Annotated in this window: 22 protein-coding genes; 10 read left to right on the forward strand and 12 right to left on the reverse strand. The window is 54.0% G+C overall.

The window, feature by feature from the left end:
• The 3 genes from CMO10_RS16805 to CMO10_RS16815 form a co-directional block, all read right to left on the reverse strand.
• Complete coding sequence (locus CMO10_RS16805; protein WP_297024405.1) at positions 1–2751, reverse strand: cyclic nucleotide-binding domain-containing protein; 2751 nt, start codon at positions 2749–2751, stop codon at positions 1–3.
• A gap of 62 nt (positions 2752–2813) precedes the next feature.
• Positions 2814–3629, reverse strand: coding sequence for an outer membrane lipoprotein-sorting protein (locus CMO10_RS16810; RefSeq protein ID WP_297024407.1), 816 nt, complete (start codon positions 3627–3629; stop codon positions 2814–2816).
• 9 nt (positions 3630–3638) lie between these two features.
• The gene (locus CMO10_RS16815) at positions 3639–4370 is read right to left on the reverse strand and encodes a GNAT family N-acetyltransferase (protein WP_297024408.1); all 732 of its coding nucleotides are present in this window, start codon (positions 4368–4370) and stop codon (positions 3639–3641) included.
• Between the two features lie 406 nt (positions 4371–4776).
• On the opposite strand from CMO10_RS16815, the gene CMO10_RS16820 reads away from it, so the two are divergent.
• Positions 4777–5274, forward strand: a complete 498-nt coding sequence (locus CMO10_RS16820; RefSeq protein WP_297024411.1) for a hypothetical protein — start codon at positions 4777–4779, stop codon at positions 5272–5274.
• A gap of 84 nt (positions 5275–5358) precedes the next feature.
• Here CMO10_RS16820 and CMO10_RS16825 read toward each other — a convergent pair whose 3' ends face one another.
• From CMO10_RS16825 to CMO10_RS16835, 3 genes are all read right to left on the reverse strand, one after another.
• Positions 5359–5601: an Lrp/AsnC ligand binding domain-containing protein gene (locus CMO10_RS16825; protein ID WP_044828849.1), complete on the reverse strand. Its 243-nt coding sequence runs from the start codon at positions 5599–5601 to the stop codon at positions 5359–5361.
• 96 nt (positions 5602–5697) lie between these two features.
• On the reverse strand, positions 5698–6645 hold the full coding sequence (locus CMO10_RS16830; RefSeq protein ID WP_297024414.1) for a carbohydrate kinase family protein: 948 nt from the start codon (positions 6643–6645) through the stop codon (positions 5698–5700).
• Between the two features lie 159 nt (positions 6646–6804).
• Positions 6805–8397, reverse strand: a complete 1593-nt coding sequence (locus tag CMO10_RS16835) for a bifunctional metallophosphatase/5'-nucleotidase (RefSeq protein ID WP_297024416.1) — start codon at positions 8395–8397, stop codon at positions 6805–6807.
• Positions 8398–9021: 624 nt separating this feature from the next.
• Here CMO10_RS16835 and CMO10_RS16840 point away from each other — a divergent pair.
• From CMO10_RS16840 to deoA, 7 genes are all read left to right on the forward strand, one after another.
• Complete coding sequence (locus CMO10_RS16840) at positions 9022–10017, forward strand: BMP family lipoprotein (protein WP_297024418.1); 996 nt, start codon at positions 9022–9024, stop codon at positions 10015–10017.
• Between the two features lie 43 nt (positions 10018–10060).
• A complete protein-coding gene (locus CMO10_RS16845; protein WP_472910366.1) occupies positions 10061–11644 on the forward strand; it encodes an ABC transporter ATP-binding protein in 1584 nt (527 codons plus the stop codon).
• On the forward strand, positions 11641–12759 hold the full coding sequence (locus CMO10_RS16850; RefSeq protein WP_297024422.1) for an ABC transporter permease: 1119 nt from the start codon (positions 11641–11643) through the stop codon (positions 12757–12759). The genes CMO10_RS16845 and CMO10_RS16850 overlap by 4 nt, the downstream gene beginning before the upstream one ends.
• The gene (locus CMO10_RS16855; RefSeq protein ID WP_297024423.1) at positions 12759–13730 is read left to right on the forward strand and encodes an ABC transporter permease; all 972 of its coding nucleotides are present in this window, start codon (positions 12759–12761) and stop codon (positions 13728–13730) included. Before CMO10_RS16850 ends, CMO10_RS16855 begins: the two co-directional genes overlap by 1 nt.
• Positions 13731–13840: 110 nt before the next feature.
• The gene (locus CMO10_RS16860; protein WP_297024425.1) at positions 13841–14254 is read left to right on the forward strand and encodes a cytidine deaminase; all 414 of its coding nucleotides are present in this window, start codon (positions 13841–13843) and stop codon (positions 14252–14254) included.
• Positions 14251–15057, forward strand: a complete 807-nt coding sequence (locus CMO10_RS16865) for a purine-nucleoside phosphorylase (RefSeq protein ID WP_297024427.1) — start codon at positions 14251–14253, stop codon at positions 15055–15057. Before CMO10_RS16860 ends, CMO10_RS16865 begins: the two co-directional genes overlap by 4 nt.
• Before the next feature lie 59 nt (positions 15058–15116).
• Positions 15117–16457 carry a thymidine phosphorylase gene (gene deoA / locus CMO10_RS16870; protein ID WP_297024428.1) on the forward strand — a complete coding sequence of 447 codons (1341 nt, stop codon included), beginning with the start codon at positions 15117–15119 and terminating at the stop codon, positions 16455–16457.
• Between the two features lie 63 nt (positions 16458–16520).
• Here deoA and CMO10_RS16875 read toward each other — a convergent pair whose 3' ends face one another.
• Positions 16521–18119 (reverse strand): GMC family oxidoreductase, encoded by a 1599-nt coding sequence (locus CMO10_RS16875; RefSeq protein WP_297024431.1) that lies wholly within the window; start codon positions 18117–18119, stop codon positions 16521–16523.
• Positions 18120–18424: 305 nt separating this feature from the next.
• On the opposite strand from CMO10_RS16875, the gene CMO10_RS16880 reads away from it, so the two are divergent.
• Both CMO10_RS16880 and CMO10_RS16885 read left to right on the forward strand, forming a co-directional pair.
• Positions 18425–19975, forward strand: coding sequence for an SLC13 family permease (locus CMO10_RS16880; RefSeq protein ID WP_297024433.1), 1551 nt, complete (start codon positions 18425–18427; stop codon positions 19973–19975).
• A 118-nt stretch (positions 19976–20093) separates the two neighbouring features.
• Positions 20094–20858, forward strand: a complete 765-nt coding sequence (locus tag CMO10_RS16885; protein WP_044828858.1) for a DeoR/GlpR family DNA-binding transcription regulator — start codon at positions 20094–20096, stop codon at positions 20856–20858.
• 41 nt (positions 20859–20899) lie between these two features.
• Here the strand turns inward: CMO10_RS16885 and CMO10_RS16890 are convergent, their stop codons facing one another.
• The 5 genes from CMO10_RS16890 to CMO10_RS16910 form a co-directional block, all read right to left on the reverse strand.
• Complete coding sequence (locus CMO10_RS16890) at positions 20900–21718, reverse strand: ABC transporter ATP-binding protein (RefSeq protein WP_297024437.1); 819 nt, start codon at positions 21716–21718, stop codon at positions 20900–20902.
• 137 nt (positions 21719–21855) lie between these two features.
• The gene (locus tag CMO10_RS16895) at positions 21856–22566 is read right to left on the reverse strand and encodes an amino acid ABC transporter ATP-binding protein (protein ID WP_472910367.1); all 711 of its coding nucleotides are present in this window, start codon (positions 22564–22566) and stop codon (positions 21856–21858) included.
• A 93-nt stretch (positions 22567–22659) separates the two neighbouring features.
• Positions 22660–23763 (reverse strand): amino acid ABC transporter permease, encoded by a 1104-nt coding sequence (locus CMO10_RS16900; protein ID WP_297024441.1) that lies wholly within the window; start codon positions 23761–23763, stop codon positions 22660–22662.
• Position 23764: 1 nt separating this feature from the next.
• Positions 23765–24961, reverse strand: coding sequence for an amino acid ABC transporter permease (locus tag CMO10_RS16905; protein WP_297024443.1), 1197 nt, complete (start codon positions 24959–24961; stop codon positions 23765–23767).
• A gap of 117 nt (positions 24962–25078) precedes the next feature.
• Complete coding sequence (locus CMO10_RS16910) at positions 25079–26101, reverse strand: amino acid ABC transporter substrate-binding protein (protein WP_297024444.1); 1023 nt, start codon at positions 26099–26101, stop codon at positions 25079–25081.
• Positions 26102–26307 lie beyond the last annotated feature (206 nt).

The following is a 26307-nucleotide window of genomic DNA, read 5'->3' on the forward strand; positions in this document are numbered from 1 at the left end:
TTATTTCTTGCTCTCGTTCGCTGCCACAAGTCGACCTGACAAAATCTTGCCGATGTTTTTGTAAACCCGGCTGAGCAGGTAGGGCTGTGTTAACTGAAGGCGCTCCAACAGGTTGGAGTCAATCTCAATCAACCAGCAGGGCGTATCGGCAATCACGGTTGCCGATCGCGGTGTGCCAGCCAGAAGTGACATTTCGCCAACTGTGTCGCCCTCGTTCATATCCGAGATGCGCTGCATGTCGCCGTCCTTGGTCGGGATATAGACACCGGCCTTGCCTTCAAGCAGGACCATCATGCTGCGTTCCGTGCGCCCGATATTGATGATGTTTTCACCCGGTTCAACATTGCGCTGCACGGATGTCAGGATCAGGTCGCGGACATGGCGTTGCGGCATTTCGTTAAATAGCGGGAAGTTGCCAAGGATCGAATGCGGGATGCGCTGGGTCACCAGATCGAAAATCCCGACGAAGTTCAAACGCGTCATCAGAAGCGGTGTCAGGAAGATATCAATGATTAGGGCCAGAAGAAGGGCGGTGCCCATCAGAATGCCAAACACCTGCGTGTAATAGAGGCTTGAAACCGCCTGCGAATAGAAAGCAAGACTGAGCGCGAAAGTCGTGGTCAGAACGGCGGCGGCTTCGGAACGGATGGTGTTTCGTGCCGCCAGCCGGGGATTGGCAATTTTGCGACAGCTTTCCTTGTAGCTGCTCAGCATATGAATGGTGTCATCAACCGCAATGCCGATGGAAACGACAATCACAACAATAAGAGGTGGGTTCATCGGAAGCCCGGTAGCACCCATGATCCCGACAGTCAGAAGCGGGACAAAGATGTTGGGCAGTACAGCTGCAAAACCAGCCTTCAGGGACGAGAAGATCAGGGACATCACCAGATAGATCGCACCAACCAGGAACAGCAGGCTTTGCATCTGTGATGAAATCAGGTTGGTCGCGGTATAGGCGGCCAGTGGCGCTTCGCCAGTGATGCTGCTGGTAAGCCATGGCGGCAGCTTTTCATCCATCAAGGCCGAGATCTGATCAATCAGGGCCAGCAGCTCCTTGGTGTCGCTGATGGTGTGCTTGACCTTGATCGTGCCAAAGCGGAAGTCACGGGTGACATAGCTTTCAATGTCGGAGCGTTCCAGCAGCATCAGGAACTGTGCGACCTGATCGGATGTTTCCGGCGGAATGGTTTCGGGATTACCCCAGACGTGGTTGATATGTGCCAGCTGATCGGCAAGCGAGGTCGCCATGGTGACGCCGGGCAGCTGTTCGATTTCCGAGCTGATCTCGTGAACGATGGCAAGGGCTTCGGGATCGCTGATCTGATGCGGGCGTTGGCCATCAATAAGGATCGTCAGGCCCTCAAGACCGCCAAGGCGTTCTTCAGAGAAACGATAATCCTGCATGAAGGGATGACTTGGTGTCAGGGCATCAAGCGGATTGTTGGATACCTCGACCTGGGACGCGGCAATTGCACCAAGAATACAGACAGCGCCAAACGGTGCGACGAACAGTGCCGGCTTTTTGTAGATGCGATCAAAGCATCGTGCCAGGAAGTAGGCGACCATGCGCAGGTAACGGTTCGGACGGCGTTTCTTGTTGTATTTGCTGTCGCCAAAGAAGTGGAAGAAAGACGGTGCCAGCAGGATGGTGATCACGCCATTGGCAAAGATCGCGAAGCTCGCCATGATACCGAAATCACGAATGGCCGGCACATCACTGATCGAGCTGACGGCAAAGCCAAGGGTTGATGTGCCCGCTGTCAGCAAGGTCGGCAGGCCAACATGCTTGATCATGTATTTGCGGGCCGCCTGGACATATTCCGGCTTGTTGAGATCTGGATGTTCGCCGTGCGCCTTTCTCAAGCCTTCCATGTAGGCGGCAAAGAAATGCATGTCTTCGGTCGAGCCAAGTGCCAGCAGGATCACAGGTGCAAGGCTGCCCAGCATGTTTAGCGGAATGCCCGTCCAGCCAAGGAAACCGAATGTAATCACGGTTGAGAGGGTTGCGGTAATCAGCGGCAGGATAAAGGATTGTGGGCGTTTTGACGTCACCCACATGCCGCCAATCAGCATGATAATCAGAAACAGAAACATCGGCGGCATTTCAGCCACAAGAACATCGGTAGTTTCCGAATTCAGCCTGGTGCCGCCAATGATCGTGATGCGCTCAAAGCTGTCGCGATAGTTGGAAATGACATCGTCCATTTCCTGATCGATCGAAACATCATCCACGGTGCCGAGAATATAGGATGGCGTGGTAACAATGATGACAAGGCCCTTGGCGTCTTCCGAAATGTACTGACCGGGAAACAAGGGGTTGTTGAGCGCGTGTTCGCGTGCGGTTGCCGCTTCTTCTTCGTCATAGGGAAGGGGATCAAGCAAGGCACCGGATGCCACATCGCCGTCTTCGTCGTGAACATCACTGACATTGATCAGGCTTTCGACCTTTTCGGCGTCCGGCATATCGCCAAGGTCGTAATGAAGGTTCTCGAACTCCTGAAGTTTATCCACCGACCAGATATCGGGGTCTTCGACCAGAAGAATTGTTGTCCGGTCAGAGCCAAACAGGTTGATGAAATCAATGTAACCTTCGCGATGTTCGTCTTCATCGCTGATCAGGCTTTGAATGCTTGTGTCGATGGTCATGCGCGGCAGGCCAGCGGCAAAGATGGCCGTCATGATCGCCAGGGCAAAGACACACAGGAACGGATGACGCAAAATCGGTGCGAAAAGGCGTGAAACAGTCATTCAAACAACCTGACAACGAAGACGTTCTCTGAAAGGAGAACCGTGGACGGAAGGAAGCTCATTTAGCGCATATAGCGACCGGTCTTGATCCAGCGATGTTCGAACATGCTTTCATCAACTGCATCTTCTTCAAGGCTGCGGGATTTGATGATCATTTCGGTGCTGGTGTTGCTTTCAAGCGTCGTCATGACGGTCCGTTTCGGACGCATTGCCGGATCAGCAACCACTTCGGGTTCATAGTTCATCTGAACCTTCGAGTGGTTTTCGCGACGGTCATAGAAATCGACCTTGATGATGAAATAGGTTTCTTTCGACACATTGAAGATGCGCCACGCATATCCGGTTTCGCGCGATACTTCCTTGTTGGCCGGGGTGGCCTTGACGACAAAGGTCTGTTCGCCATCGATTTCGGAATCTTCCAGACGTTCATAGGTGAAGTCGTCGCGGTCATCCGACGTCATGTCTTCATAGGTGAAGTCAGTGCCAAGGAACGGTTTGCGTTTGGAGGACCCGGCCGTGCGTTTGAGTTTACGGCTGACAGCGGGCAGGTAGGTCCACTGGTCATCCGAGCGCCCCTTGTTCTGCCAGCTTAGCAGTGCGACGCCTTCGACACCGGCTGGTGCATCAAACACGGTGAGATACTTGAACAAGCCATCGTCGCCTTCAAGCGAAAAGCGGCGCAATTCCCGTTCTTCGAAGATGGCACCATCCTCGGCCAGGTTCATGTCGAGCTCTTCGTATTCGCGGGGCAGATCATGACGGTTGGATGATTCGTCCATGATCTGGCGACCGGTCAGATCTTCCTGAGCAAAAACAGGAACTTGGGAAGAAGACAGCACCAAGAAGCTCAAGGCACCAAACAGGGCTTGTTTCAACATTTTGGGGGCTCACGCGTTTAGGGGTTCGAAAGTAAGGCGGTCCGCCTGCTTGCGGTAAAATCTGTGGTATTGGTCCGGGACCTTGGGAACGTCGACCGTGATCAAAACGTCCAGCGTCTTGAAGTCGGGATCAAGTGCGACCCCGTCCCCGACAACCCCACCCAAAGACAGATAGGCCTTGATCAGGGGCGGCAGTTTTCCAAGTGCTTCGTCAGGATCAATATCGGCTTTCGGCATGCGGTCCATCGACTGATAATTAAGCGCCCGCGCGATATGCGGCGCATCATCAAGCTGATAGTGATGCAGGTAAGAAAGTTCATAGGCAATCTTGTCGATATCTGTCCCATGGAAGCTTGCGCAGCCGAACAGATAGCGGATGTCATGATCGAAGATCAGTTTGGTGATGCCGCGCCACAGGAGCTGAATTGCCTTGCCGTCGCGGTAATCCTTGTGAACGCACGACCGGCCAACTTCCATACAGTTATCCTGCACGGCGTCGAGCAGGGGAATGGCAAACTCTTCCTGTGCGATATAGGAAAGGTCGGCGGGCTTTTGCTGCGAAAGCAGCAGCCGGGTGGTGGCGATGACTTTCTTGTCATTGTGGTTATCGACCACAAGCAAGTGTTCACAGAATTCGTCGAACTTGTCGCTGTCAAGACCGGCCGAATGCTGCTCGGTCAGTGCGGTTGCCTGAAACTCGCCAAAGAAAACCTCAAAGCGGAGTTTTTGCGCCGCCTCCAAGTCTTTTTTTGATTTAGCTAGATGAATAGAAAATCTACCGGTGGTCATGTAAATCTTTAATCGTTATGTTCTAATAAAACTAAACTTCGTGCGATTTATACGAAGATATAAAGACCTATAGCACATAATGAACAGTCTATAAAATCAATCTGATAGCTAAAATTTGAGGTGTTTTGCTTTCAAAGCCTGTTCATCAGGGGTTGAATTCTCTGTTTACCTATTCTCAAGGGTAAGTAATCAGCCGTTCTTTACAGACATCATGGAAAGCGGGCAGTTGCAAACCGGAAGAATATTTGTCCAAGCATGGCAGAAACTGGTGATGTGAAGCGTTGTCATAGTTGGGCCGTCGCAATTCTGCACAAGGTGCCCACATTAAATTTGATGTTTTCACGAAGAAGAGGTCGCTATGCCGTTCACAACCAAATGGGTCAAAGCCGTAACGACCGGTTTCGTTTTCGCCGGTGCCACTATTGTGCTGACGACACCTGTGCAGTCACATCCACCGCAATTGACCCACGATCACAATGTTGTCGAAGTAGCCCAAAGCGGCGGCATTTTCAGTGACGAGGAACGTCGGATCATTCGCGATGTGCTTGATGTCGCGACCGGTCAGACCGATGACAAGTCAGACCGTGACGGCAACAAAAAGAACAAGGCGAAAAACGGCAAGGACAATAAGGGCAAAGGCAACAAAGGTTTGCCGCCTGGGATTGCCATGAATCTTGAGCGTGGTGGCACCTTGCCGCCGGGCATTGCCAAGCGTGATTTGCCCGATGATCTGATTTCACGGCTTCCAGCACGTACCGATGGCGCGCTACGCCAGATTGTTGGTGACGATGTTGTCCTGATCGAGAAGGGCACCGAGATCATTCTGGACGTTATCCGGGATGTCGCCGGAAATTAAGGCAGGTCAACTTTATCAAATAGAAAAAGCGGCGTCCAACGGGCACCGCTTTTTTCATGTTCCGTTCTTGAACGCTTTCTTTAATTAGGTGAAGGCGTTGAAGGTAATGATGGTTTGGGTGTCCTTGATAAAGGGCAGCTTGTGGATCTGTTCGTTCACATAGCGCCCGATATCCTGTTCGTCTTCGACATAGACCTTGACCAGCAGTTCAAACGGGCCGGAGATCGAATAAACTTCTGACACGCCTTCTACTTCTTCGACAAGTTCTGCCGCGACGTCATAGGCTTTGCCAAGTTCACATTTCACAAAGATGAAAAATGGATGCATCGGATCGGCTCCGGTTTGAGTTTGAATTCATGACAAGCTACCTGCGTTAAATGATGCATGCAATCATCAAGCAGGCTGTTGCAAGCCATCAGTGGCTTAAAGAGGTTTGCTTTCGGCGTTTGCCGCGCGCGCTGTGACGGCATCCTGCGACAGATCCCAGACAGTTGTGCCTTCGGTTTCTGCCGTCAGGCTGGCCATCGCAAGCCCGGACGCCATGGCGTCTTCAAAACTTGTATGCGGCTTAGAGTAGGCAGACAGGAACCCGGAGTAGAAAGCATCGCCAGCGCCATTAACATCCTTCACCTTCGTCGGTAGGGGGTGCCAGAACGCCGTTCCGGTCGATGTTGACGATACAACGCCTTGCGCACCCAAGGTGATGACAACATCCGGGATGCCTTTACCGCGCAGAAGTTCGATCGCCACTTTGGCTTGCGTCAGGTCATTGATCTCGATACCCGTCAAAACCCGCGTTTCGGCGCGGTTGGCAATCAGAAGGTCGAGCTTATCAAGCACCGGTTTGAACCGCGCGGCCTTGCTCGGCGATACGGTGGCTGCGCAGAACTTGCTGTTTGCTTTGTTCGCTGCCAGCCACTGAATGCTCTCGGTCGGCAGGTTGGCATCGATCAACCACCAGGGGCGTGCCTGAAGGTTTGCAAGGCTTGGTTCCAACCGGTCAATGGTCAGCAGGTCATAGACCTCGGCATTCATCATTCCAAGCGCAAGTTCACCGGTTTCATCTAGAAGCGCTGTGTAACCGGCTGTGGCCATACCACCGATTTTCATCAGATGGCGGGTATCAATGCCGATTTCCGACAGGGCCTCTATGACCTGATCACCATCACCATCATCACCGACAGCCCCCAGCATGGCGACATTGTTGCCCAGCAGTCTCAGATGCACAGCAATGTTGCGGCTGACTCCGCCGGGTTTGCGGTGCAGGGTTCGAACCGGGTTAGAGGCCGCGGGAACAAAAGTCTCGGTACATTGCAAGGTGCGGTCGAAATGGGCGGCACCAAAACAAAGGATGTTGGGAGTAGGCGTCATAGAGAACGGGTGCTCATAATAGTGGGACGTCACGCGCGTGACGGGTCATTTACGACAAGCGACGTTCATAAGCCTCAAGCGCGTACCAAGGCAAGAAAAACAAAAAGGCAGCCCGGATAAGGGCTGCCTTCTGTTGGTCGGGTTCAATCAGTAACTTGCTTACTGAAGATTGATACGGCCTTTGGTCGTTGGCGTTACCGGGGAGTTGATCCCGATATAGTCGGCAACTGCCTGTTCAAGGTTCGGGCCGAAATCATAGACATCCTTGGCATTATCACGGAACAGGGCATAACCATCACCGCCATTGCGCATGAAGTCGTTGGAAACAACGCCATACATTTTGCCCGTATCAATCGGGGCAAAGCCATCGCCCTGCGCAACCATGACGTTGGAAACGCGCGATCCGGCAGGCTTTGAAAGATCAAGGTCAAACTTTAGCCCCGCAACCTGCGGGAACTGGCCTTTGCCTTCTTCAACAAGCGAGACACCATGTTCAAGCGATGCCACGATATCGGCACCTGAAAGCTTGAAGGTTGCCAGCGCATTCTGGAACGGCAGAACGGTCAGGACTTCACCCATGGTGACGGTGCCTTCATCGATGCTTGCACGAACACCGCCGCCATTCTGGATGGCGATCTGATAATCTTCGCCGGCTTTCCAAAGCATCGCATCGGCAACAAGTGATCCCATGGAGCATTCCATCGCGCGGCAGGTTTCGCGTGATCCGTCTGCGGGCGCAGTCAAGCTCCCAACTTCAAGCGTGCGAACCGCATCAACCTGACCACTGGCCTTTTCGATGACCGCAAGAACGTCTTCAGCCGGGGTAATGCTTGCATCCAGGGCAATCGGGTCACCCGACCAAGCAGTTGCAACACCTGCATCATCAAAGGTGACGTTCAGATCACCGAGATAGCGGCTATAGGCATATGCCTGAACGATCAGCACCGGCTTGCCATCCGCGCCATTTTTGACGACAGGGTAGGGATGAGATGCCTTGTCATTGCTGTTGGAGAACAGAAGGTGGTCATGACCACCAACAATCACATCAACACCGGTGACGTCGCTGACATAGGCAAAATCGGCATAGGAACCCGAATGGCTCAGCGCGACGATCTTGTTAATGCCCTGTGCCGTCAGACGGTCTACAGAGGCCTGAAGCGATTTTGCAAGGTCGTTGAATTTGACGTTCGGACCGGCACTCGAGATATCAGCGGTTTCCGGCGTAGTCAGGCCAACGATGCCAATGCGTTCACCACCTACCGTGATGATGGTTTCCGGTTTGATCAGTTCATTAAGACCATCGGTGGTTGCTTCGATATTGGCCGACAGGATGGGTGTCAGACTCGACTTGATGAAGCTTGCCAGAACGTCGGGGCCATCGTCGAACTCGTGGTTACCGACTGCCATCGCATCATAATCGACAAGGTTCATCAGTTCAGCCGTCAAGGAACCCTTGTATGTCGAATAGAAAAGGGATCCTTGGAACTGATCGCCGGCATCGACAACAAGAACATTGCCGCCTTCGGAACGAGCATCGCGAATGGCCGTGGCAAGACGACCATAGCCGCCAAAGCATTTGCCTTCGGCGTCGTCCTCTGCACTACAGGTATTGTTGTATTTCGTGACGGATTCAACGCGATCATGCACATCATTGGTATGGATCAGACGTAAATCATAATCGGCCAATGCGCTTCCGGCACCAAGGCTCAGCATGGTGCAAGCCGATAGCAGCCCCGCAATTGTTCTTTTCATTCCTGTTCTCCAACAATAATCAGCCCGTCCTGTCCCGATCGGGAAGGGATGTTTTGAAAAATCAAATCTGTGGGTCGGAAAATTTTTGCCCCGCGAGATGCTAGCACCAATTTTCGAACAACGGTATGTCCGGTTGTTGAAGGTGTGGTGAAAATTACACTTTGCCTTGAAGGTGGTGGGCTGCCTGATCCGGCGGAGTTCGGCAGAATCGGTAGCGAACCAATTTCAACTTTCGCTGGTGTGTTTGATCCGATTTGGTGCCCATTGCGTTCATTGCGCTCAAGAAAATTCAGCACTCAGGATTGAAGCACTATCTTCGCGCTGATAAGCATAAAACTAAGGGAAACCCCGCAGATGGGCGATATTCAGCTGTAACTGTGTTAGGTGGATTTTGACCAAACGGACAGGTTTTGTCGAAGTCTTGCGTGCTCGGCTATTTACAGGGCACTATATTTTGTAGTTACCATTAGCGTTCGCAGCATGATCACCCGCGCTATATTGGTTGAGGGACCAAAGCCCGCGTTTCATCTTGCTGTGAGCCACGTTTTTTCGATGAGGGAGTTCCGCCGATCAAGGGAATTGGCGGAAGGCATAATCAGAATTCAAACAATGAAGGGCATCGGAATGAAAAAGCTTCTGACCTCGGTGGTCGCGGCTGTCGCTTGCTATGCAGGTGTTGCTTCGGCTGCAGAAATTAAACCGGCTGTCGTTTATGACCTTGGTGGCCGTTTTGACCGCTCGTTCAACCAGGCGGCATATACGGGTGCGGAGAAATACAAGGAAGACACCGGCACCGAATATCGTGACTTCGAAATCCAGAACGATTCCCAGCGTGAGCAGGCCATGCGCAACTTTGCGCGCCGCGGCATGGATCCGATTGTTGCGATCGGTTTTTCCCAGGCATCTGCACTTGAGAAAGTGGCAAAGGAATTCCCTGAAACCAAGTTCACCATTGTTGACATGGTCGTAGACCTGCCGAACGTTCAGTCGGTTGTCTTCAAGGAACACGAGGGTTCGTTCCTTGTTGGTGTTCTGGCTGCAATGGCATCGGAAACCGGTAAGGTCGGCTTCGTTGGCGGTATGGATATTCCGTTGATCCGCAAGTTCGCCTGCGGTTACGCACAGGGCGTTAAGTATTCCAATGGCGATGCCGAAATCTTCCAGAACATGACCGGCACCACCGGTGCTGCCTGGAACGACCCGGTAAAAGGTGGTGAGCTGGCGAAATCCCAGTTCGACCGTGGTGCAGACGTTGTTTACCATGCTGCTGGTGGTACCGGCGTTGGTGTGCTGCAGGCTGCAGCAGATGCTGGCAAACTCGGCATTGGTGTTGACTCCAACCAGAACGGCCTGCATCCGGGTTCGGTTTTGACCTCGATGCTGAAACGCGTTGACGTTGCTGTTTATGAAGCTTTCGATGGCGCTGCCAATGATACCTGGGCACCGGGCCTGACCGTTCTTGGTCTTGCTGAAGGTGGTGTTGATTGGGCGCTTGACGAAAACAACGAAAGCCTGATCACCGACGATATGAAGGCAGCCGTCGCCGAGGCCAAGGAAGCAATCATTTCCGGTAGCCTTGAAGTACACGATTACATGAGCGATAGCGCCTGCCCGATGTAAGGCAGTCGTCAAAGCAAATCGGGGATTTGTCGTGTCGGATACGATGCATCAAATGCACGGCGCCGGGGAAACCGGTGCCGTGCAACCCGCTATTGAACTGCGCGGTATAGACAAGCGGTTCGGTGCGGTACATGCCAATAAAGAAATCGACCTTAAGGTCGACAAGGGAACAATCCACGGGATCGTGGGGGAGAATGGGGCTGGTAAATCAACCCTGATGAGTATCCTGTACGGCTTTTATCAGGCCGATGCAGGGACCATCCATGTCGATGGCAAGCTCTGTGACATCAGAGGATCAGAAGACGCGATTGCCGTGGGGATCGGCATGGTTCACCAGCATTTCATGTTGGTGGAGACGTTCTCGGTGCTTGAAAACGTTATTCTGGGCGTTGAGGGCGGTGCTGTTCTGCGCGAGGGTGTTGATAAGGCCCGCGAAGAACTCAAACGTCTGGAGCGCGAATATTCGCTCAATATCGATCCGGATGCTACGGTTGGGGACCTTTCTGTTGGTCTTCAGCAACGCGTCGAGATCCTTAAGGCCCTTTATCGTGGGGCAGAAATTCTTATTCTTGATGAGCCGACCGGTGTTCTGACACCGCAGGAAGCTGATCACCTTTTCAGAATTCTTGATACGCTCAAAGAGCAGGGCAAGACAGTCGTCCTGATTACCCACAAATTGCGCGAGATCATGGCAGCAACGGACAATGTTTCCGTCATGCGCCAGGGCGCAATGGTGGCGCATCGCAAGACCGCCGAAACCAGTCCGGAAGAACTTTCTGAATTAATGGTTGGTCGTAAGGTATTGTTGCGACTTGAAAAAGGTGAGGCCAATCCGGCGGCGACCGTGCTCAATGTCGAGAACCTGTGTGTTGATAATGCGCAGGGTGTGCGCAAGGTCAAAAACGCGACTTTCAACGTGCGTGCAGGTGAGATTGTCGGTATTGCCGGGGTGTCAGGCAATGGACAAAGTGAGCTACTTGAAGCGCTTGGCGGGATCCGCTCTGCCAGCGAAGGTAAAGTGGAACTGAATGGTCAGGATGTCACGCCGGGCAAGGGGGTGGATGCCGCCGAGCTACGTCGTCGTGGCGTTGCCCATGTGCCGGAAGACCGTCATCGCATGGCGATGGTTACGGCCTTTAGCGCCAAAGAGGCCGCTATTCTCGGCTACGAGGATGACCCGGCCTATCAGAAGGGCGTGTTGCTTGACTGGAATGCCATTTCCGCCGCCACAGCCAATATGATGTCGGAATTCGATGTACGTCCGGATAATCCGGATTTGAAAGCTGCCAATTTCTCGGGTGGTAATCAGCAAAAGCTGGTGCTGGCGCGTGAAATCATGCGCGATCCGGAATTGCTTTTGGTTGGCCAACCGACCCGTGGTGTTGATATCGGCGCCATTGAATTCATTCACAAACGTATTGTCGCCATGCGGGATGCAGGCAAAGCCGTCCTTCTGGTGTCTGTGGAGCTTGACGAAATCATGTCGCTTGCCGACCGCATTCTGGTGATGTGCGATGGCGCCATCATTGGCGAAGTCGCCGCATCCGAGGCAAATGAACGCGTGCTTGGCCTGATGATGGCCGGGGTTGATCCCAATGAAGCCAAGGCAGCGGAGGGACAGGCATGAGCAAGACTGTCGAACTGCCACGCTGGATTGATGTCGGCGCGTTGCCGCTCCTGAACCTGCTATTGGCTCTTGTCGTTTCCGGGCTTGTGGTTCTGGCGATTGGCGAAAACCCGGTCGAAGTTGTTGAAATCCTGCTCTATGGCGCATTCGGGTATGAAGAAGCTTGGGGGTATACGCTGTATTACACCACCAACTTCATCTTTACCGGTCTGGCCTTTGCAGTGGCGTTCCATTGCGGGCTGTTTAACATCGGTGCCGAGGGGCAGGCTTATGTTGGTGGCCTTGGGGTCACGCTAGCCGCTCTTTATCTCGATTTTCTGCCATTCCCGATCATGCTGGTCGTGGCGATGTTTGCCGCAATGATTTTCGGCGCAGCCTGGGCCTATATTCCGGCTTATCTGCAAGCCCGTCGTGGATCACACGTCGTGATTACGACCATCATGTTCAACTTCATTGCGTCGTCCCTGATGGTGTATCTTTTGGTGAACGTGCTTCGCCCGGAAGGCTCCATGACGCCGGAAAGCGAACAAATCGCCGAACATCTGCGTTTGCCGTTCATTCATGATATCGCAGGTGCACTCGGTATCGAGATGGCTTCAAGCCCGCTCAACCTGTCATTTGTGTATGCCATTGTTATTAGTGTGATGGTCTGGCTGTTCATCTGGCATACCCGTTGGGGCTATGCGATCCGCACAGTGGGGGCCAACGCGGTGGCCGCGACCTATGCGGGGCTTGAGCCCGGCCGGTTCATCATCATTGCGATGATGATCTCTGGCGCGCTGTCATCGTTTATGGCGCTCAATGAAGTCATGGGCGTTCAGCATCGCTTGCTGATCGATTTTACAGCGGGATATGGCTTTGTCGGTATTGCTGTCGCACTGATGGGGCGCAACCATCCGTTTGGTATCTTCCTTGCGGCATTGCTGTTTGGCATGCTGTATCAGGGCGGCGCGGAGCTGTCGTTTGAAATTCCTACCATCTCCAATGACATGGTTGTTGTTATTCAGGGTCTTGTCATCCTGTTTACCGGTGCGATGGAACATATGTTCCGTCCGCGCGTGACAAAGATCTATACGGCGTGGCGCCTGCGCCAGGATGCCGGGGAGGCCGCGTAATGGATACATTTCAGCTGATTATCCTGTTGCTTGACGCAACACTTCGGACCTCGACCCCGCTTATCCTTGCAGCTCTTGCCGGTATGTTCTCTGAACGATCCGGGACGATTAACCTCGCACTTGAGGGCATGATGCTGGGTGGCGCGTTTTCGGCTGCGGCTGTTGCCTTTTATGTGGGTAGCCCGTGGGTCGGCCTTCTGGCGGCAATCGCAACGACGATTGCGCTTTCGCTTCTGCATGGTTTTGCCTGCATCACGCATAAGGGCAACCAGGTTGTTTCGGGCATGGCGATCAATATCCTGATGTCGGGCCTGACCGCACTGGTCGGGATTGCCCTGTTTGCACAAGGCGGCAAAACGCCAGCCCTTGATAAAGGATCCCGTTTCCAGCCGATTACTTTCCCGGGCGCAGACGCCGTTAAGGATGTGCCGGTTGTGGGGCCGATCTATTCCGAATTGCTAAGTGGTCACAACATTCTGGTCTATGTCGCCTTCATCGCGGCACCTGCGGCCTGGTGGGTAATGTATCGCACCCGGTTTGGATTGCGTCTGCGTGCCGTTGGTGAAAATCCGGGTGCAGTTGATACCGCCGGCATCGGTGTTGTCGCCATGCGCTATCGTGCGGTGATTTGCAGTGGTGTGCTTGTCGGTATGTCCGGTGCGTATCTTTCAACAGCACAAGGGGCATCCTTCCTGCAGGACATGACTGCGGGTAAGGGCTATATCGCACTGGCCGCAATGGTGTTTGGTAAATGGCGTCCGTTCCCGGCATTGGCTGCATGCCTTCTGTTCGGTTTCCTTGATGCTGCGGCAACCCGCTTGCAGGGTGTTGTACTGCCGGGTATTGGCGAAGTGCCAGTCCAGTTGGTACAGGCATTGCCATACATCCTGACGGTCATTCTTCTGGCGGGCTTTATTGGCCGGGCCATTCCGCCAAAGGCGCTTGGTCGAGCCTACGTCAAGGAACGCTAAGCTTTTCGTGGTTCGGGTCAGGGCATATGATGCAGGCAGGCCCGAACCACATTTTTACGACGTCTTGCGCTTTGGTCAGGCGCGATAGGTAATCAAAACAGGATCAAAAAATGGTTGCTCAGAAACAGGCTCCGCGCGATCTCATTGACGCGGCACTTGCGGCCCGTGACAAGGCCTATGCGCCTTATTCGAACTTCTTTGTCGGTGCGGCATTGCGCACGGCCGATGGCAAGGTCATTTCGGGCTGCAACGTTGAAAATGCCGCCTATCCGGAAGGTGTCTGCGCAGAAGCAGGGGCGATTTCGGCCATGGTGCTGTCGGGTGAAACTCGGTTTGACGAGATCGTCGTTGTCGGGCTTGGTGATATTGCTTGCACGCCGTGTGGCGGTTGCCGTCAGAAAATCCGCGAATTCACCGGTTCGGATGCGACCATCTTCATCATCAATGATGCAGGTGAAACGCTTTTGACGCTGAGCCGTGAAGAACTCATTCCCCATTCCTTCGGGCCGGAGAACCTCAAATGAGCAAAGTGAAAGCAGCTCTTGACGTTATTGCCAGTAAGGCACCTGGTTTTAAGGCAGAGGTCGCATTGGTTCTCGGTAGCGGATTGGGCGGTGTTGTGGACGCCGTCAGTGATGCGATCAGCATAGCCTATGAAGACTTGCCGGGTTTCCCGCGTCCAACCGTGGTTGGGCATGGCGGGAAGCTTGTGCTTGGTCGCATTGGCGGGGTGTCTGTCGCGGTGATGCAGGGACGCGCGCATTACTACGAACATGGTCGTTCCGATCTGATGGCAGAGCCGCTTGAAACACTGCGTGAATTGGGCGCAGAGCGGTTGCTTCTGACCAATGCCGCCGGGTCCCTGATCCCCGATGCAGTACCGGGCAGCCTGATGCTGATTACCGATCATATTAGCCTGTTTGGCCCGAACCCGCTGATTGGCTATCACGGCAATGACCGGTTTGTCGGCATGGATGTGCCTTATGATCCGGAAATCGGATCGGGCCTGCATGATGCTGCGGCAAAGCTGGGCATCAAGCTGTTTGAGGGAACCTATTGCTGGTGCACCGGACCGAGTTTTGAAACACCGGCTGAAATCCGTGCGCTTAAGGTTCTTGGTGCCGATGCGGTTGGCATGTCGACCGTGCCGGAAAACATCCTTGCCCGTCGCCTTGGCTTCAAGGTGGCAGCTGTTTCAAACATCACCAATCTGGCGGCGGGCATGAGTGCGACGCCACTTAGCCACGAGCAGACATTGGAAATGTCAAAAACCGGTTCTGCCAATCTTATCAAGATATTGCTGCAGTATTTTTCAAGCGCTTCCTGAAGTCGTGTGACTTCAAAGCTGCTGATCTGATTTAACGACACGTGTGCAGGAGACAGCATATGCTGCCCCAGGAAATCATTCGCCGCAAACGCGAGGGCGAAGTTCTGACAGATGCCGAGATTGCCTTTTTCGTTACGGGCATCACGGATAACAGCATCAGCGAAGGGCAGGTTGCAGCCCTTGCGATGGCAGTCTTCTTTAACGGAATGACCATGGACGAACGCGCGGCACTCACGCGCAACATGCGCGATAGCGGAACGGTTCTGGACTGGAAGGTGCTTGGCCTTGATGGACCTGTGGTGGACAAGCATTCGACCGGCGGGGGTGGTGACAAGGTCAGCCTGATGCTGGGGCCGATTGTCGGTGCCTGCGGGGCATTTGTGCCGATGATTTCAGGCCGTGGTCTGGGCCATACTGGCGGGACGTTGGACAAGTTTGATTCCATTCCGGGATATCGCACGACACCGACACTCGAAGAATTCGCCAAGGTCACCCGCGAAGTCGGTTGTGCGATTATCGGTCAGACTTCCGATCTTGCCCCGGCCGACAAGCGGTTCTATGGCATTCGTGATGTTACGGCGACGGTTGAAAGTATCCCGCTTATTACGGCATCCATCCTGTCAAAGAAGCTGGCAGCTGGGCTTGATAGCCTTGTGATGGATGTGAAGTTTGGTTCTGGTGCCTTCATGGCCGAATACGAACGCGCCCGCGAACTGGCCGAAAGCATCACCGAAGTCGCCACCCGTAACGGTGTTCCTACCGTCGCGCTTCTTACAGATATGGAGCAGGTGCTGGGTGATACGGTTGGTAATGCGCTTGAAATGCAGGAAGCCATCGACTTCCTGACCGGTAAGCATCAGGAGCAGCGCGTCTATGACGTCACCATGGCACTGGCCGCTGAAATGCTGGCTGTGAGTGGCGTGACTGCTGATGTTTCTGATGGTCTGCGCATGGCGACAGAGGCGCTCAAGAGCGGTAAGGCCGCTGAAACCTTTGGCAAGATGGTATCCAGCCTTGGTGGTCCGGCCGACTTTGTTGAAAACACCAGCAAGTACCTTGAAGACGCCCCGATTATCAATACAGTCACCGCGGCCAAAACCGGTCGTGTACTGTCGATGGACGCCCGCAAGGTTGGTCTGGCGCTGGTGTCGCTTAAGGGCGGGCGGACGCGTGCAGATCAGAAGATCGATTTTGCAGTCGGCTTTACCGATTTCATCAAGGTTGGCCAGCCCGTTTCGGCTGAAACACCGATTTGCATGGCCCATACGCGTGACGCGGCACAGCTTGAAGAAGCAACTGCCTTGCTGCGCGAGGCAATCGTGATTGGTGAGGGGGATGTTGCTCCGACGGGCAGTGAGCCGGCGGTACGTGAGCGGATCGTTGCGCGCAAAAAGGCGTGATAGTCACCAAGTGACGAAAAAAGCCGGGGCATTATCCCCGGCTTTTTGCTTTCTGAGACGAACTTAACCGACTGCTGCGGCCTTGATTATGGCCGCGGCCTTTTCCGCAATCATGATAGTTGGGGAATTGGTGTTGCCTGATGTGATGGTCGGCATGATTGAGGCATCGGCGATCCGCAATCCATCAAGACCGCGCAAGCGCAATTCAGGATCAACCACGGAACCTTCATCGGCCCCCATCCGACAGGTGCCGACAGGATGGAAGATCGTCGTGCCGATATCTCCAGCGGCCCGCACGAGCTCTTCCTCGCTTCCGAATGACGGACCCGGCTTGAATTCTTCGGGCTTGTAAGCCGCAAGCGCTTGTTGGCTAGCGATTTTGCGCGTCAGCCGAATGGAATCTGCAGCAACCTTTTTGTCTGCCTCTGCCGAAAGGTAATTCGGGGCAATGGCAGGCTGGGTCCTGTGGTCCGGGCTTGTGATATGGATGCTGCCACGGCTTTGCGGCCGCAGGTTACAAACACTTGCGGTAAAGGCCGGGAAGGGATGCACCGGATCACCGAACTTCTCAAGCGAGAGTGGCTGCACATGATATTGCAGGTTCGGCGTTTCATAAGACGCGTCTGATCGGGTGAAAATGCCAAGCTGGCTTGGTGCCATCGACATCGGGCCGGATTGGTTGAACAGATATTCAAGCGCGATGCTGGCCTTGCCAAACAGGCTGCTGGCCTTTTCATTCAGCGTTTTGATGCCTGTGACCTTGAAGGCACATCGGAGTTGGAGGTGATCTTGAAGGTTTTCTCCAACCTGCGGGCTATCAAGGGTTTGTTTGATGCCATATTGCTGCAGGATATCACCGCGCCCGATCCCGGAAAGCTCCAGTATCTGCGGTGACCCGACCGCACCGGCGGACAACACAGTTTCGTGGTTGGCGTAAACGGTTTCTGTTTTACCGCCGCGCTCATATTCAACACCTGTAACGCGGCCTTCGGAAATGATCAGGCGGCGCACGTGGGCATTGGTGCGAACTTCAAGGTTCTTGCGTTCAAGGGCAGGGCGCAGAAATGCCTTGGACGTGTTCCAGCGAATGCCGCGTTTCTGGTTCACATCAAAATAGGATGATCCTTCATTGGTGCCGCGGTTGAAATCGGCCACCTTGGGAATACCGGCCTGTTCAGCCGCATCCTGAAACGCTTCAAGGATTTCCCAACGTACGCGGGCTTGTTCAACCCGCCATTCGCCGCCTTCACCATGAAGGTCATCCTTGCCGCGATAGAAATCCTCGGACTTCTTGAAGTAGGGCAGAACATCATCCCATGCCCAATTCGTGCAGCCGGCCTGACGCCACTGATCATAATCATTGGCCTGACCACGCATATAGATCATGCCGTTGATCGAGGAACAGCCACCCAACACCTTGCCGCGCGGATAGCCAAGTGCGCGACCATTCAAGCCGGGTTCGCGAACGGTTTTGAAACACCAATCCACCTTCGGGTTGCCGATGCAATAAAGGTAACCAACCGGAATGTGAATCCACGGGTTGCGGTCCTTGCCGCCGGCTTCCAGCAAAAGCACGTTGGCATTGGGTATTTCCGAAAGACGGTTGGCAAGGGTGCATCCGGCCGAACCGGCCCCGATCACGATATAATCAAAGCGATCCATGTGCTGCCTCCATATAAGGGAAGGCAGCTAAAGCGTGATTGGGGCGAGCATGGAATTTCACGGATGGTTCCTCTCTGATGAGCTTCATAGAGCTTGTTTTGTTTTATCTGTTTAGGTGACGCTATCACCGATCCTAGCGTCTGCAAACATAATCAAAGTGGTTAGTTTTTCCGTTATGCGGAAAAATTGCCCCCAAGATGCAGGCTGGAATAATTCAAGCAAAATCAATTTGATATCAGGCGAGTTTGATGCAGTAATTCTGCGATAATCTGCATTTCCGTCTGATGAGTTGTGAGCGCACATTAATGATACGGTTTCGACTTCTGGAACGTCTGCCCATATCGGCCACCGGTGCCAACCCAGCGTCGCCACGTCGTCCAGGGGCTTTGCGCCGTCAGGTTGGGTTTTGGGCCGGGATCATTGTTGCACTTCTTCTGATGATTGCCGATCCGCCAGATGGCATGCCGCAACCGGCCATGTATGCCGCAGCCATTGCAGCATTGATGGCGATCTGGTGGCTTAGCGAGGCGATCCCGATCGCGGCAACTGCCCTTGTGCCGATTGCGATTGCGCCAAGCCTCTCGGTGGCGGGGATCAGCGAAATCACCAAGCATTATGCCAATCCGTTGCTTTTCCTGTTCTTTGGCGGTTTCGTAATTGCGATTGCGATGGAGCGCTGGAATCTTCATCGACGCATTGCGCTATTGATCCTCAAACAGGTGGGCTTCAAGCCGTCATCGCTTGTGGGTGGTTTCATTACCGCGACGGCGTTTCTATCGATGTGGGTTAGCAATACTGCGACCGCGACCATGATGCTGCCAATTGCCCTGTCGCTTGTTAACCTGCTGCGCGACGAGGAAAAAACTGCACCAGTAAAAGACAGCGACGGTGATGGTCCCATTCCGTTGGTGCCGTCTGTTCGGAACTTTGCCTTTTCCCTGCTGTTCGGGATTGCCTTTGGTGCCAGCATTGGCGGGATTGGGACGCTTATCGGAACGCCGCCAAACGCGCTTTTGGCGGCGTATCTTGCCAGCAACTTCGGGGTTTCCATAGGGTTTGGCCAATGGATGATCATCGGTGTGCCATTTGCAGCCCTGATGTTGACCCTGTGCTGGGTGGTTTTGACGCGGATCGTCTATCCGTTGGAAGAAACTCTGCCCAGTGCCGCGTGCGAGGCTCTTCAAAGGGACATGGACGCCCTTGGCCCGATGTCACGCGGGGAAAAGTCCGTGGCACTGGTTTTCATCGTCACGGCCTTCCTGTGGCTAACAAAACCGTTGATCAATGGCGTTTTGCCGGGGCTGCATTTATCTGACGCGTCAATTGCGGTCATGGCGGCAATTGCGCTGTTTTCCATTCCGATCAAGGCGCGCGAGAACCTGTATGTTCTGGATTGGAAAGCAGCCCTTCGGCTGCCGTGGGGCGTGTTGCTGTTGGTGGGCGGCGGGCTTGCACTAGGCGCCTTGATCAATGATACGGGGCTTGCCGCCTGGATTGCCGGGAACGCCGGTGCGTTTCCTGCCTTGCCGGTGATCGTGCAGATCGCGCTGATCGCCTTGATCGTTTCCCTGATCAGTCATCTGACATCGAACACAGCGACCGTTGCGACCTTCCTGCCATTGGTTGCGACATATGCGTTGGGCGAGGGGATTGATCCCGTGCTGCTGTCGGTGCCAGTCGCACTTGCTGCCAGCTGCGCCTTTATGTCGCCTGTCGCTACACCGCCAAATGCCATCGTATTTGCCAGTGGGTATCTTACCATCGGGGACATGGTGCGTGCGGGGGCGGTGATGAATGCTGCAGCATTGGCAATTATTACTCTTTTTGCTGTGATTTTGGTGCCGCTGGTCTTGTAGCGGCATGTGTATTTAGCTGACAAGACTTGCCAAATGACTCAAGAGAAAGCATTTTGATCAGGAATGAAAATTTTCCGCTAAAGATGAAAATTGAAAACAGAAACAGCAGGAGAGAGGCATGGGGAAACTGGATCGCCGTCGTAGAGAGATTTTGGAACTGGTTGCTTCCAACAGCTTTATGACCATTGATACCCTTGCCGAGCACTTTTCTGTCACGCCGCAAACCATCCGCCGCGATATCAATGAAATGGCCGAAGAGGGCCTGATTGCGCGTTATCACGGCGGTGCGGCCAGCGTTTCAACTACGGAAAATACGGCCTATACGGACCGCCAAGTTCTCAACCTTGGCAGCAAGCGCGAGATCGCAAAACTGGTCGCGCAGCATATCCCGGAAGGTGCATCCCTTTTCATCAATATCGGCACAACCAACGAAGAAGTAGCCCACGCTCTTCTGGGCCATAAAAGCCTCAAGATCATCACAAACAACCTGCATGTCGCCGAAATCTGTGCCGCCAACCAGGGCTTTGAAGTCATCATTGCCGGTGGCGTTGTCCGACAGCGCGATTTTGGGGTGATCGGGGAAGCCACCATTGATTTCATCAACCAGTTCAAGGTGGATTACGCGATCGTCGGGATTTCCGGCGTTGACGAAGATGGCAGTCTGATGGATTTCGATTATCGCGAGGTCCGCGTTGCACGTGCGATTATTTCCAACGCCCGGCAAACCTTCCTGTGCACGGACGCATCAAAATTCGGTCGCCGTGCGATGGTGCGTCTTGGGCATCTGTCTGAAATCGATGCCTTGTTTACCGACCGTCATCCGGGACCGATCTGGTCGGATGTTATCCGTGAAGCAGACGTATCGGTTTATACCGCCAACTAGGCGCGGTCAGGCCCGATTTTTGGGGCAGGGTGGATCGGGGTTTAGCTGTAGACGTGATCTTCGCGTTTGCCGGTCCGCATCGTGATCGGACCCTGAGATGAGCCGTTGAGCATCTGTGTCAGATGCGCATTGTGGGCGTCATCGATGTCCGCAGTTTTCCCGGACCAATAGACCTTGCCATCATGCATCATCATCAGGTTCTGATAGCGCGTGCGTGCTATCTGCATGTCGTTGGTAATTGATATCACCGTCGTGCCACGTTGTTCGGCGATTTTGCCGATCATGCGTTCGATATGGTTCGACAGGACCGGGTCAAGGCCAGCCGTCGGGTTATCCAGCAACAGGATAGACGGATCGGTCGAAATGGCGCGTGCGACGCCAACGCGCTTTTGCATGCCACCCGAAAGGTCACTTGGTGTCAGGTCCGCACTTTCGGACGCCAGTCCGACAAGACCAAGCAGGTGAATGGCATGCGCCTTGGCGTCCTTGCGGCTTAACGTGCCAAGCTCAATCTGGCGAAAGCAGATGTTTTCCCAGACCTTGAGGCTGTCAAACAGGGCGTTTTGCTGAAACAGCATGCCCATCCGTTCGGCCCATTCAGCACGTTTGGGTGCGTTGGTCTGACTGACGTCATCGCCATCAAGAACGATTTTGCCACCGTCCGCGCCATAGATGCCGACCAAACATTTCATCAGGACACTTTTGCCTGCCGCCGATGGGCCAATAATGGCCAGTGTTTCGCCCTTGGGCAAATGCAGACTGACATCATCAAGGGCAAGCTTGTTACCAAACCGCTTGCTGAGGTGATCGACAGAAATAAAGGCCGAATGGGTCGCGGAACTGGTTTCGGACGTGGTCATTTGCATTCCGGATGATGAACATGTTGGGGCCGAGTTTCGGCAATTGCGCGGGCCGGGGCAAGGATCATTTTCAGAAAAACGAAAACGGCCCCGCACGTGGAGGCCGTTTTGCAAAGATCGGATGGTTTGATAACCGGCTAGTGCGACAGGATCTGGCTGAGGAACAGCTTGGTACGATCGCTTTTCGGGTTATCAAAGAACTCCTGCGGACCTGCCATCTCTACGATCTGGCCGGCATCCATGAAGATCGCGCGGTCAGCGACCTCTTTGGCGAAGCCCATCTCGTGGGTCACACAGAGCATGGTCATACCTTCCTTGGCGAGCTCGACCATAACGTCGAGAACTTCCTTGACCATTTCCGGGTCAAGTGCCGAGGTCGGCTCATCAAACAGCATGATCTTCGGCTGCATGCAGAGCGAACGGGCAATTGCCACACGCTGCTGCTGACCACCGGAAAGCTGACCCGGATATTTGTGGGCCTGCTCGGCAATCCGCACACGCTCAAGATAGTGCATGGCGAGATCGTTGGCTTCTTTCTTGGGCATCTTGCGAACCCAGATCGGTGCCAGCGTAAGGTTTTCCAGCACGGTCATGTGCGGGAAAAGGTTGAAATGCTGGAACACCATGCAGACTTCGCGGCGCACGGCTTCGATGTTTTTGACATCGTCGCCAAGCAGAATGCCGTCGACATAGATTTCGCCGCTCTGATAGGTCTCAAGGCGGTTCATGGTGCGGATCAACGTCGATTTACCGGAACCCGACGGGCCACAGATAACGATACGCTCACCTTTGCGAACGGACAGGTCAATATCCTGAAGAACATGGAAATTGCCGTACCATTTGTTCATCTTGTTTACGACGATGACATCCTCTTTGGACGGAGGAGGCACAGCGCCGGTAGTGGTTTCAGTTGCTACAGTCATTGTTTTTTTCCTCACTCCTTACCTGCGTTCGCCTTTGCGAAGCTCTTTTTCAAGATAGGCGGAATATTTCGCCATCGAGAAACAGATTAGGAAGAATATTGCCGCAGCGAAGGCATAGCCTTCGACGTAATATTTGGTCCAGGCCGGGTCACTGCGAAGTGCCAGCTTCACCGTGCCAAGGAAGTCAAACAGGCCGATAATCACGACCAGCGTTGTATCCTTGAACATGGAGATAAAGCTGTTCACGGTCGGCGGGATCACCAGACGCAAGGCCTGCGGCAGAATGATCAGACGCATGGACTGCCAATAGGACAGTGCAAGGCTGTCACCAGCTTCAAACTGGCCACGCGGTACGGCCTGCAGACCACCACGGAATACCTCGGCGAGGTAGGCGGCGGTAAACAGGATGATACCGATCTGTGCACGCAGCAGCTTGTCGATGGTTACCCCATCAGGCAGGAACAGCGGGAACATGACCGATGCCATGAACAGAACCGTAATCAGCGGCACACCACGAATGACTTCGATATAGACCACGGAAACGGTTTTGATCGCCGGCATGTGTGACTGACGGCCAAGGGCGAGCAGCAAACCGAACGGGAAGGCAAAGATCACACCTATCGAGGACAGGATCAGGGTTAGCGGCAAGCCACCCCAATAACTGTTCTGCACATAGGTCAGACCAAAGACACCGCCCCACATCAGGATTGAAATGACCGGAACACCGATTAGCCACATCGGAATGATCGCTTTGCGCAGGCCCGGATATTTAACCGCGCCGAGGCTTCCGCAAATGATGCCCATGAGAACAATCATGGCCAGCAGCGGGCGCCACTGTTCGTCAAACGGGTAGGTCCCGAACAGGATCAGCCGCAAGTTGGCATTCACAAAGCCCCAGCAGGCACCTGTGACTTCAGCACATCCCTCAATCGTCGGAGACAGCGTCGCATTGACGATGGCCCATTCAACGATCGGCGGGATCAGCCAGAGCAGGAATGCGATCGAACCAAGAGTCAGGATGGTGTTGAACCAACCGTCGAACAGGTTCTTTTTCGACCATGCAACCGCACGTTCGGCAAAGGAGCCGGTTGGCATCGGAGGTAATTTTGCGTTTTCTGACATGTTACCTCTCCACCAGTGCCATTTTCTTGTTGAACCAGTTCATAAAGAGCGAGGTCAACAAGGACAAACCAAGATAGATCGACATGAAGATCGAGATGGCCTCGATCGCCTGACCTGTCTGGTTCATGGTCGTGTTGGAAACAGACACCAGATCCGGATAGCCGACGGCAACAGCAAGCGAGCTGTTTTTGGTCAGGTTCAGGTACTGGTTGGTCAGCGGCGGGATCGCAACGCGCATGGATTGCGGCAGGATCACCTTGCGAAGGGCGACAGAACGCTTGATGCCAAGACTGTCAGCTGCTTCCCACTGGCCATTCGGAACGGCCTGGATACCGGAACGGACAACCTCGGCGACATAGGTCGAGGTATAAACCGTAAGGCCGATCAGGACTGCCATGAATTCCGGCGAGATGTTGTAACCGCCCCGGATGTTAAAGCCCTTCAGGGCCGGCATGCTCATTTCGGTCGGTGCGCCACCTGCCAGATAGGCAAGGAAGACGAGGCCGACAAAAATACCAAGCCCGGCAAGGAGCATCGGGAAGGGTTTACCGGTCGCGTCCTGGCGCTTCTTGGCCCATTTCTTGACGAAATAGATAATGACGCAGGCGATCGCGGCTGCGATGGCCATAAACGTATAAGCGTTATCGGGTTCCGGAACCGGCATATACATCCCGCGCGAGGTCAGCAAGACACCGGGCAGGGGTTCCAGCGCATCGCGCGGATGGGGAAATGCGCTCGGAATGAGTGCGTACCAGAAGAACAGCTGCAAAAGGACCGGAATATTCCGGAAAGTTTCAACATAAACTGTCGCCAGTTTGCGAACGATCCAGTTGGACGACAGGCGTGCAACGCCAAAGATTGTCCCGATGATCGTGCACAAAATGATACCGAGCAGCGACACCTTCACAGTGTTGAGAAGACCGACCATAAGTGCAGACGCATAGCTGCTTTTTGCACTGTAATCGATCATGGTTTCACTGATCTCGAAGGAAGCTTCAAGATCGAGGAACCCGTAACCGGTAGAGATGTTCTGTTGTTCAAGGTTGTACAAGGTGTTGGACACCAGGTACCAGCCCGCAAGAACGATCAGTCCGATTGCGATGATTTGGTAAAGCACCGCGCGAACGTTTTCATCATTCAGATAGTCGACGAGACCCTTGGAACGAACATCCCCCGGGGCATTTTGAGGCTTACTCATATGACCCTCAGGTGTAGATTGTATCCAAAATCAGTAAGCACCTAACGAAAAGCTCCGCCCATGCGTTCAGGCAGTGGGGCGGAGCTTCGTAGGTTTAGGCTGGCGATTAGCTAATGATTAGCGAATCGGCCATGCATACTGCAGGCCACCGTCGGTCCACAGAGCGTTCAGACCACGCTCGAGGCCGAGCTTGGCGGTAACGTTTTTCTCATAGCTTTCGCCATAGTTACCAACCTGCTTGACGATGTTGTATGCCCAAGCTTCGTCAAGACCAAGAGCTTCACCCATGCCCGGGGTTACGCCCAGCAGACGCTGGATGCCCGGGTTGGTGCTGTTTGCTTTCATGTCGTCAACATTTTCCATGGTGACGCCATACTCTTCTGCTTCAATCATTGCAGTGAAGGCCCAGCGAACAACGTCCGACCACTGCTCGTCACCCTGGGCGACGACCGGGCCGAGCGGCTCTTTGGAAATGATTTCCGGAAGAATGACATAGTCAGCCGGGTTTTCAGCCATCTGGGTACGGATGGAAGCAAGACCCGAAGCATCGGTGGTGTAAACGTCGCAACGGCCAGAGAAGAAGGCTGCGGTTGCTTCGTTGATGTTTTCGATAACGACCGGCTCGAAGGACATGCCTTTGGCGCGGAAGTAATCAGCAAGGTTCAGCTCGGTCGTGGTGCCCGGCTCAACGCAGACGGTTGCGCCGTCAAGCTCGGTTGCGCTGGAAACGCCAAGAGCTTTCGGGATCAGGAAGCCCTGACCGTCATAGTAGTTGATGCCAACAAAGGTCAGACCCAGTTTCGCATCACGGGTGGTGGTTGCAGTGGTGTTACGCGACAGGATGTCGATTTCACCGGACTGCAGTGCCGTGAAGCGCTGTGCTGCGGTCAGCGGGGTGTACTGAACGGCGTTTGCGTCACCAAGCAGTGCTGCTGCAGTTGCACGGCAGACGTCAACGTCGATACCTTCCCATTTACCTTCTGCATTGGCAGCGGAGAAGCCCGGAAGACCGGTGTTCACGCCGCACTGAACGAAACCTTTTGCCTTGATGCCGTCAAGCACGGCACCTGCCTGTGCGTTCTGTGCGGCAACGGCTGCAACGGTCATTGCGCCAGCGGCAAGGATCGTTTGAATTTTCATAAGATAGCTCCCTTGTTAGCAAAGCATTGTTTTTAGCTTTTGTGCCACCCTGGATATGCACAGCCGCATATCCATCCGTCCGAAAGAGATCGGACCGCCAAATTAAGAAATTTTAGGCCGCTATGTGTCAAGTGTGAAAAATTTCGGGCAGGTTGGGGAGCGATGAATTCGGCGGAAAATTGAGACTTTTTCTGCAGTTATAGACT

Origin of the sequence: Thalassospira sp., assembly GCF_002709775.1 — a bacterium.
Classification (GTDB): domain Bacteria; phylum Pseudomonadota; class Alphaproteobacteria; order Rhodospirillales; family Thalassospiraceae; genus Thalassospira.

What these genes read in the sequence shown, in the direction of transcription:
- CMO10_RS16805 (WP_297024405.1), bottom strand. Translation starts at nt 2,751, where the DNA reads ATGACTGTTTCACGCCTTTTCGCACCGATTTTGCGTCATCCGTTCCTG.
- CMO10_RS16810 (WP_297024407.1), bottom strand. Translation starts at nt 3,629, where the DNA reads ATGTTGAAACAAGCCCTGTTTGGTGCCTTGAGCTTCTTGGTGCTGTCT.
- CMO10_RS16820 (WP_297024411.1), top strand. Translation starts at nt 4,777, where the DNA reads ATGCCGTTCACAACCAAATGGGTCAAAGCCGTAACGACCGGTTTCGTT.
- CMO10_RS16825 (WP_044828849.1), bottom strand. Translation starts at nt 5,601, where the DNA reads ATGCATCCATTTTTCATCTTTGTGAAATGTGAACTTGGCAAAGCCTAT.
- CMO10_RS16830 (WP_297024414.1), bottom strand. Translation starts at nt 6,645, where the DNA reads ATGACGCCTACTCCCAACATCCTTTGTTTTGGTGCCGCCCATTTCGAC.
- CMO10_RS16835 (WP_297024416.1), bottom strand. Translation starts at nt 8,397, where the DNA reads ATGAAAAGAACAATTGCGGGGCTGCTATCGGCTTGCACCATGCTGAGC.
- CMO10_RS16840 (WP_297024418.1), top strand. Translation starts at nt 9,022, where the DNA reads ATGAAAAAGCTTCTGACCTCGGTGGTCGCGGCTGTCGCTTGCTATGCA.
- CMO10_RS16845 (WP_472910366.1), top strand. Translation starts at nt 10,061, where the DNA reads ATGCATCAAATGCACGGCGCCGGGGAAACCGGTGCCGTGCAACCCGCT.
- CMO10_RS16850 (WP_297024422.1), top strand. Translation starts at nt 11,641, where the DNA reads ATGAGCAAGACTGTCGAACTGCCACGCTGGATTGATGTCGGCGCGTTG.
- CMO10_RS16855 (WP_297024423.1), top strand. Translation starts at nt 12,759, where the DNA reads ATGGATACATTTCAGCTGATTATCCTGTTGCTTGACGCAACACTTCGG.
- CMO10_RS16860 (WP_297024425.1), top strand. Translation starts at nt 13,841, where the DNA reads ATGGTTGCTCAGAAACAGGCTCCGCGCGATCTCATTGACGCGGCACTT.
- CMO10_RS16865 (WP_297024427.1), top strand. Translation starts at nt 14,251, where the DNA reads ATGAGCAAAGTGAAAGCAGCTCTTGACGTTATTGCCAGTAAGGCACCT.
- deoA (WP_297024428.1), top strand. Translation starts at nt 15,117, where the DNA reads ATGCTGCCCCAGGAAATCATTCGCCGCAAACGCGAGGGCGAAGTTCTG.
- CMO10_RS16875 (WP_297024431.1), bottom strand. Translation starts at nt 18,119, where the DNA reads ATGGATCGCTTTGATTATATCGTGATCGGGGCCGGTTCGGCCGGATGC.
- CMO10_RS16880 (WP_297024433.1), top strand. Translation starts at nt 18,425, where the DNA reads ATGATACGGTTTCGACTTCTGGAACGTCTGCCCATATCGGCCACCGGT.
- CMO10_RS16885 (WP_044828858.1), top strand. Translation starts at nt 20,094, where the DNA reads ATGGGGAAACTGGATCGCCGTCGTAGAGAGATTTTGGAACTGGTTGCT.
- CMO10_RS16890 (WP_297024437.1), bottom strand. Translation starts at nt 21,718, where the DNA reads ATGACCACGTCCGAAACCAGTTCCGCGACCCATTCGGCCTTTATTTCT.
- CMO10_RS16895 (WP_472910367.1), bottom strand. Translation starts at nt 22,566, where the DNA reads ATGAACAAATGGTACGGCAATTTCCATGTTCTTCAGGATATTGACCTG.
- CMO10_RS16900 (WP_297024441.1), bottom strand. Translation starts at nt 23,763, where the DNA reads ATGTCAGAAAACGCAAAATTACCTCCGATGCCAACCGGCTCCTTTGCC.
- CMO10_RS16905 (WP_297024443.1), bottom strand. Translation starts at nt 24,961, where the DNA reads ATGAGTAAGCCTCAAAATGCCCCGGGGGATGTTCGTTCCAAGGGTCTC.
- CMO10_RS16910 (WP_297024444.1), bottom strand. Translation starts at nt 26,101, where the DNA reads ATGAAAATTCAAACGATCCTTGCCGCTGGCGCAATGACCGTTGCAGCC.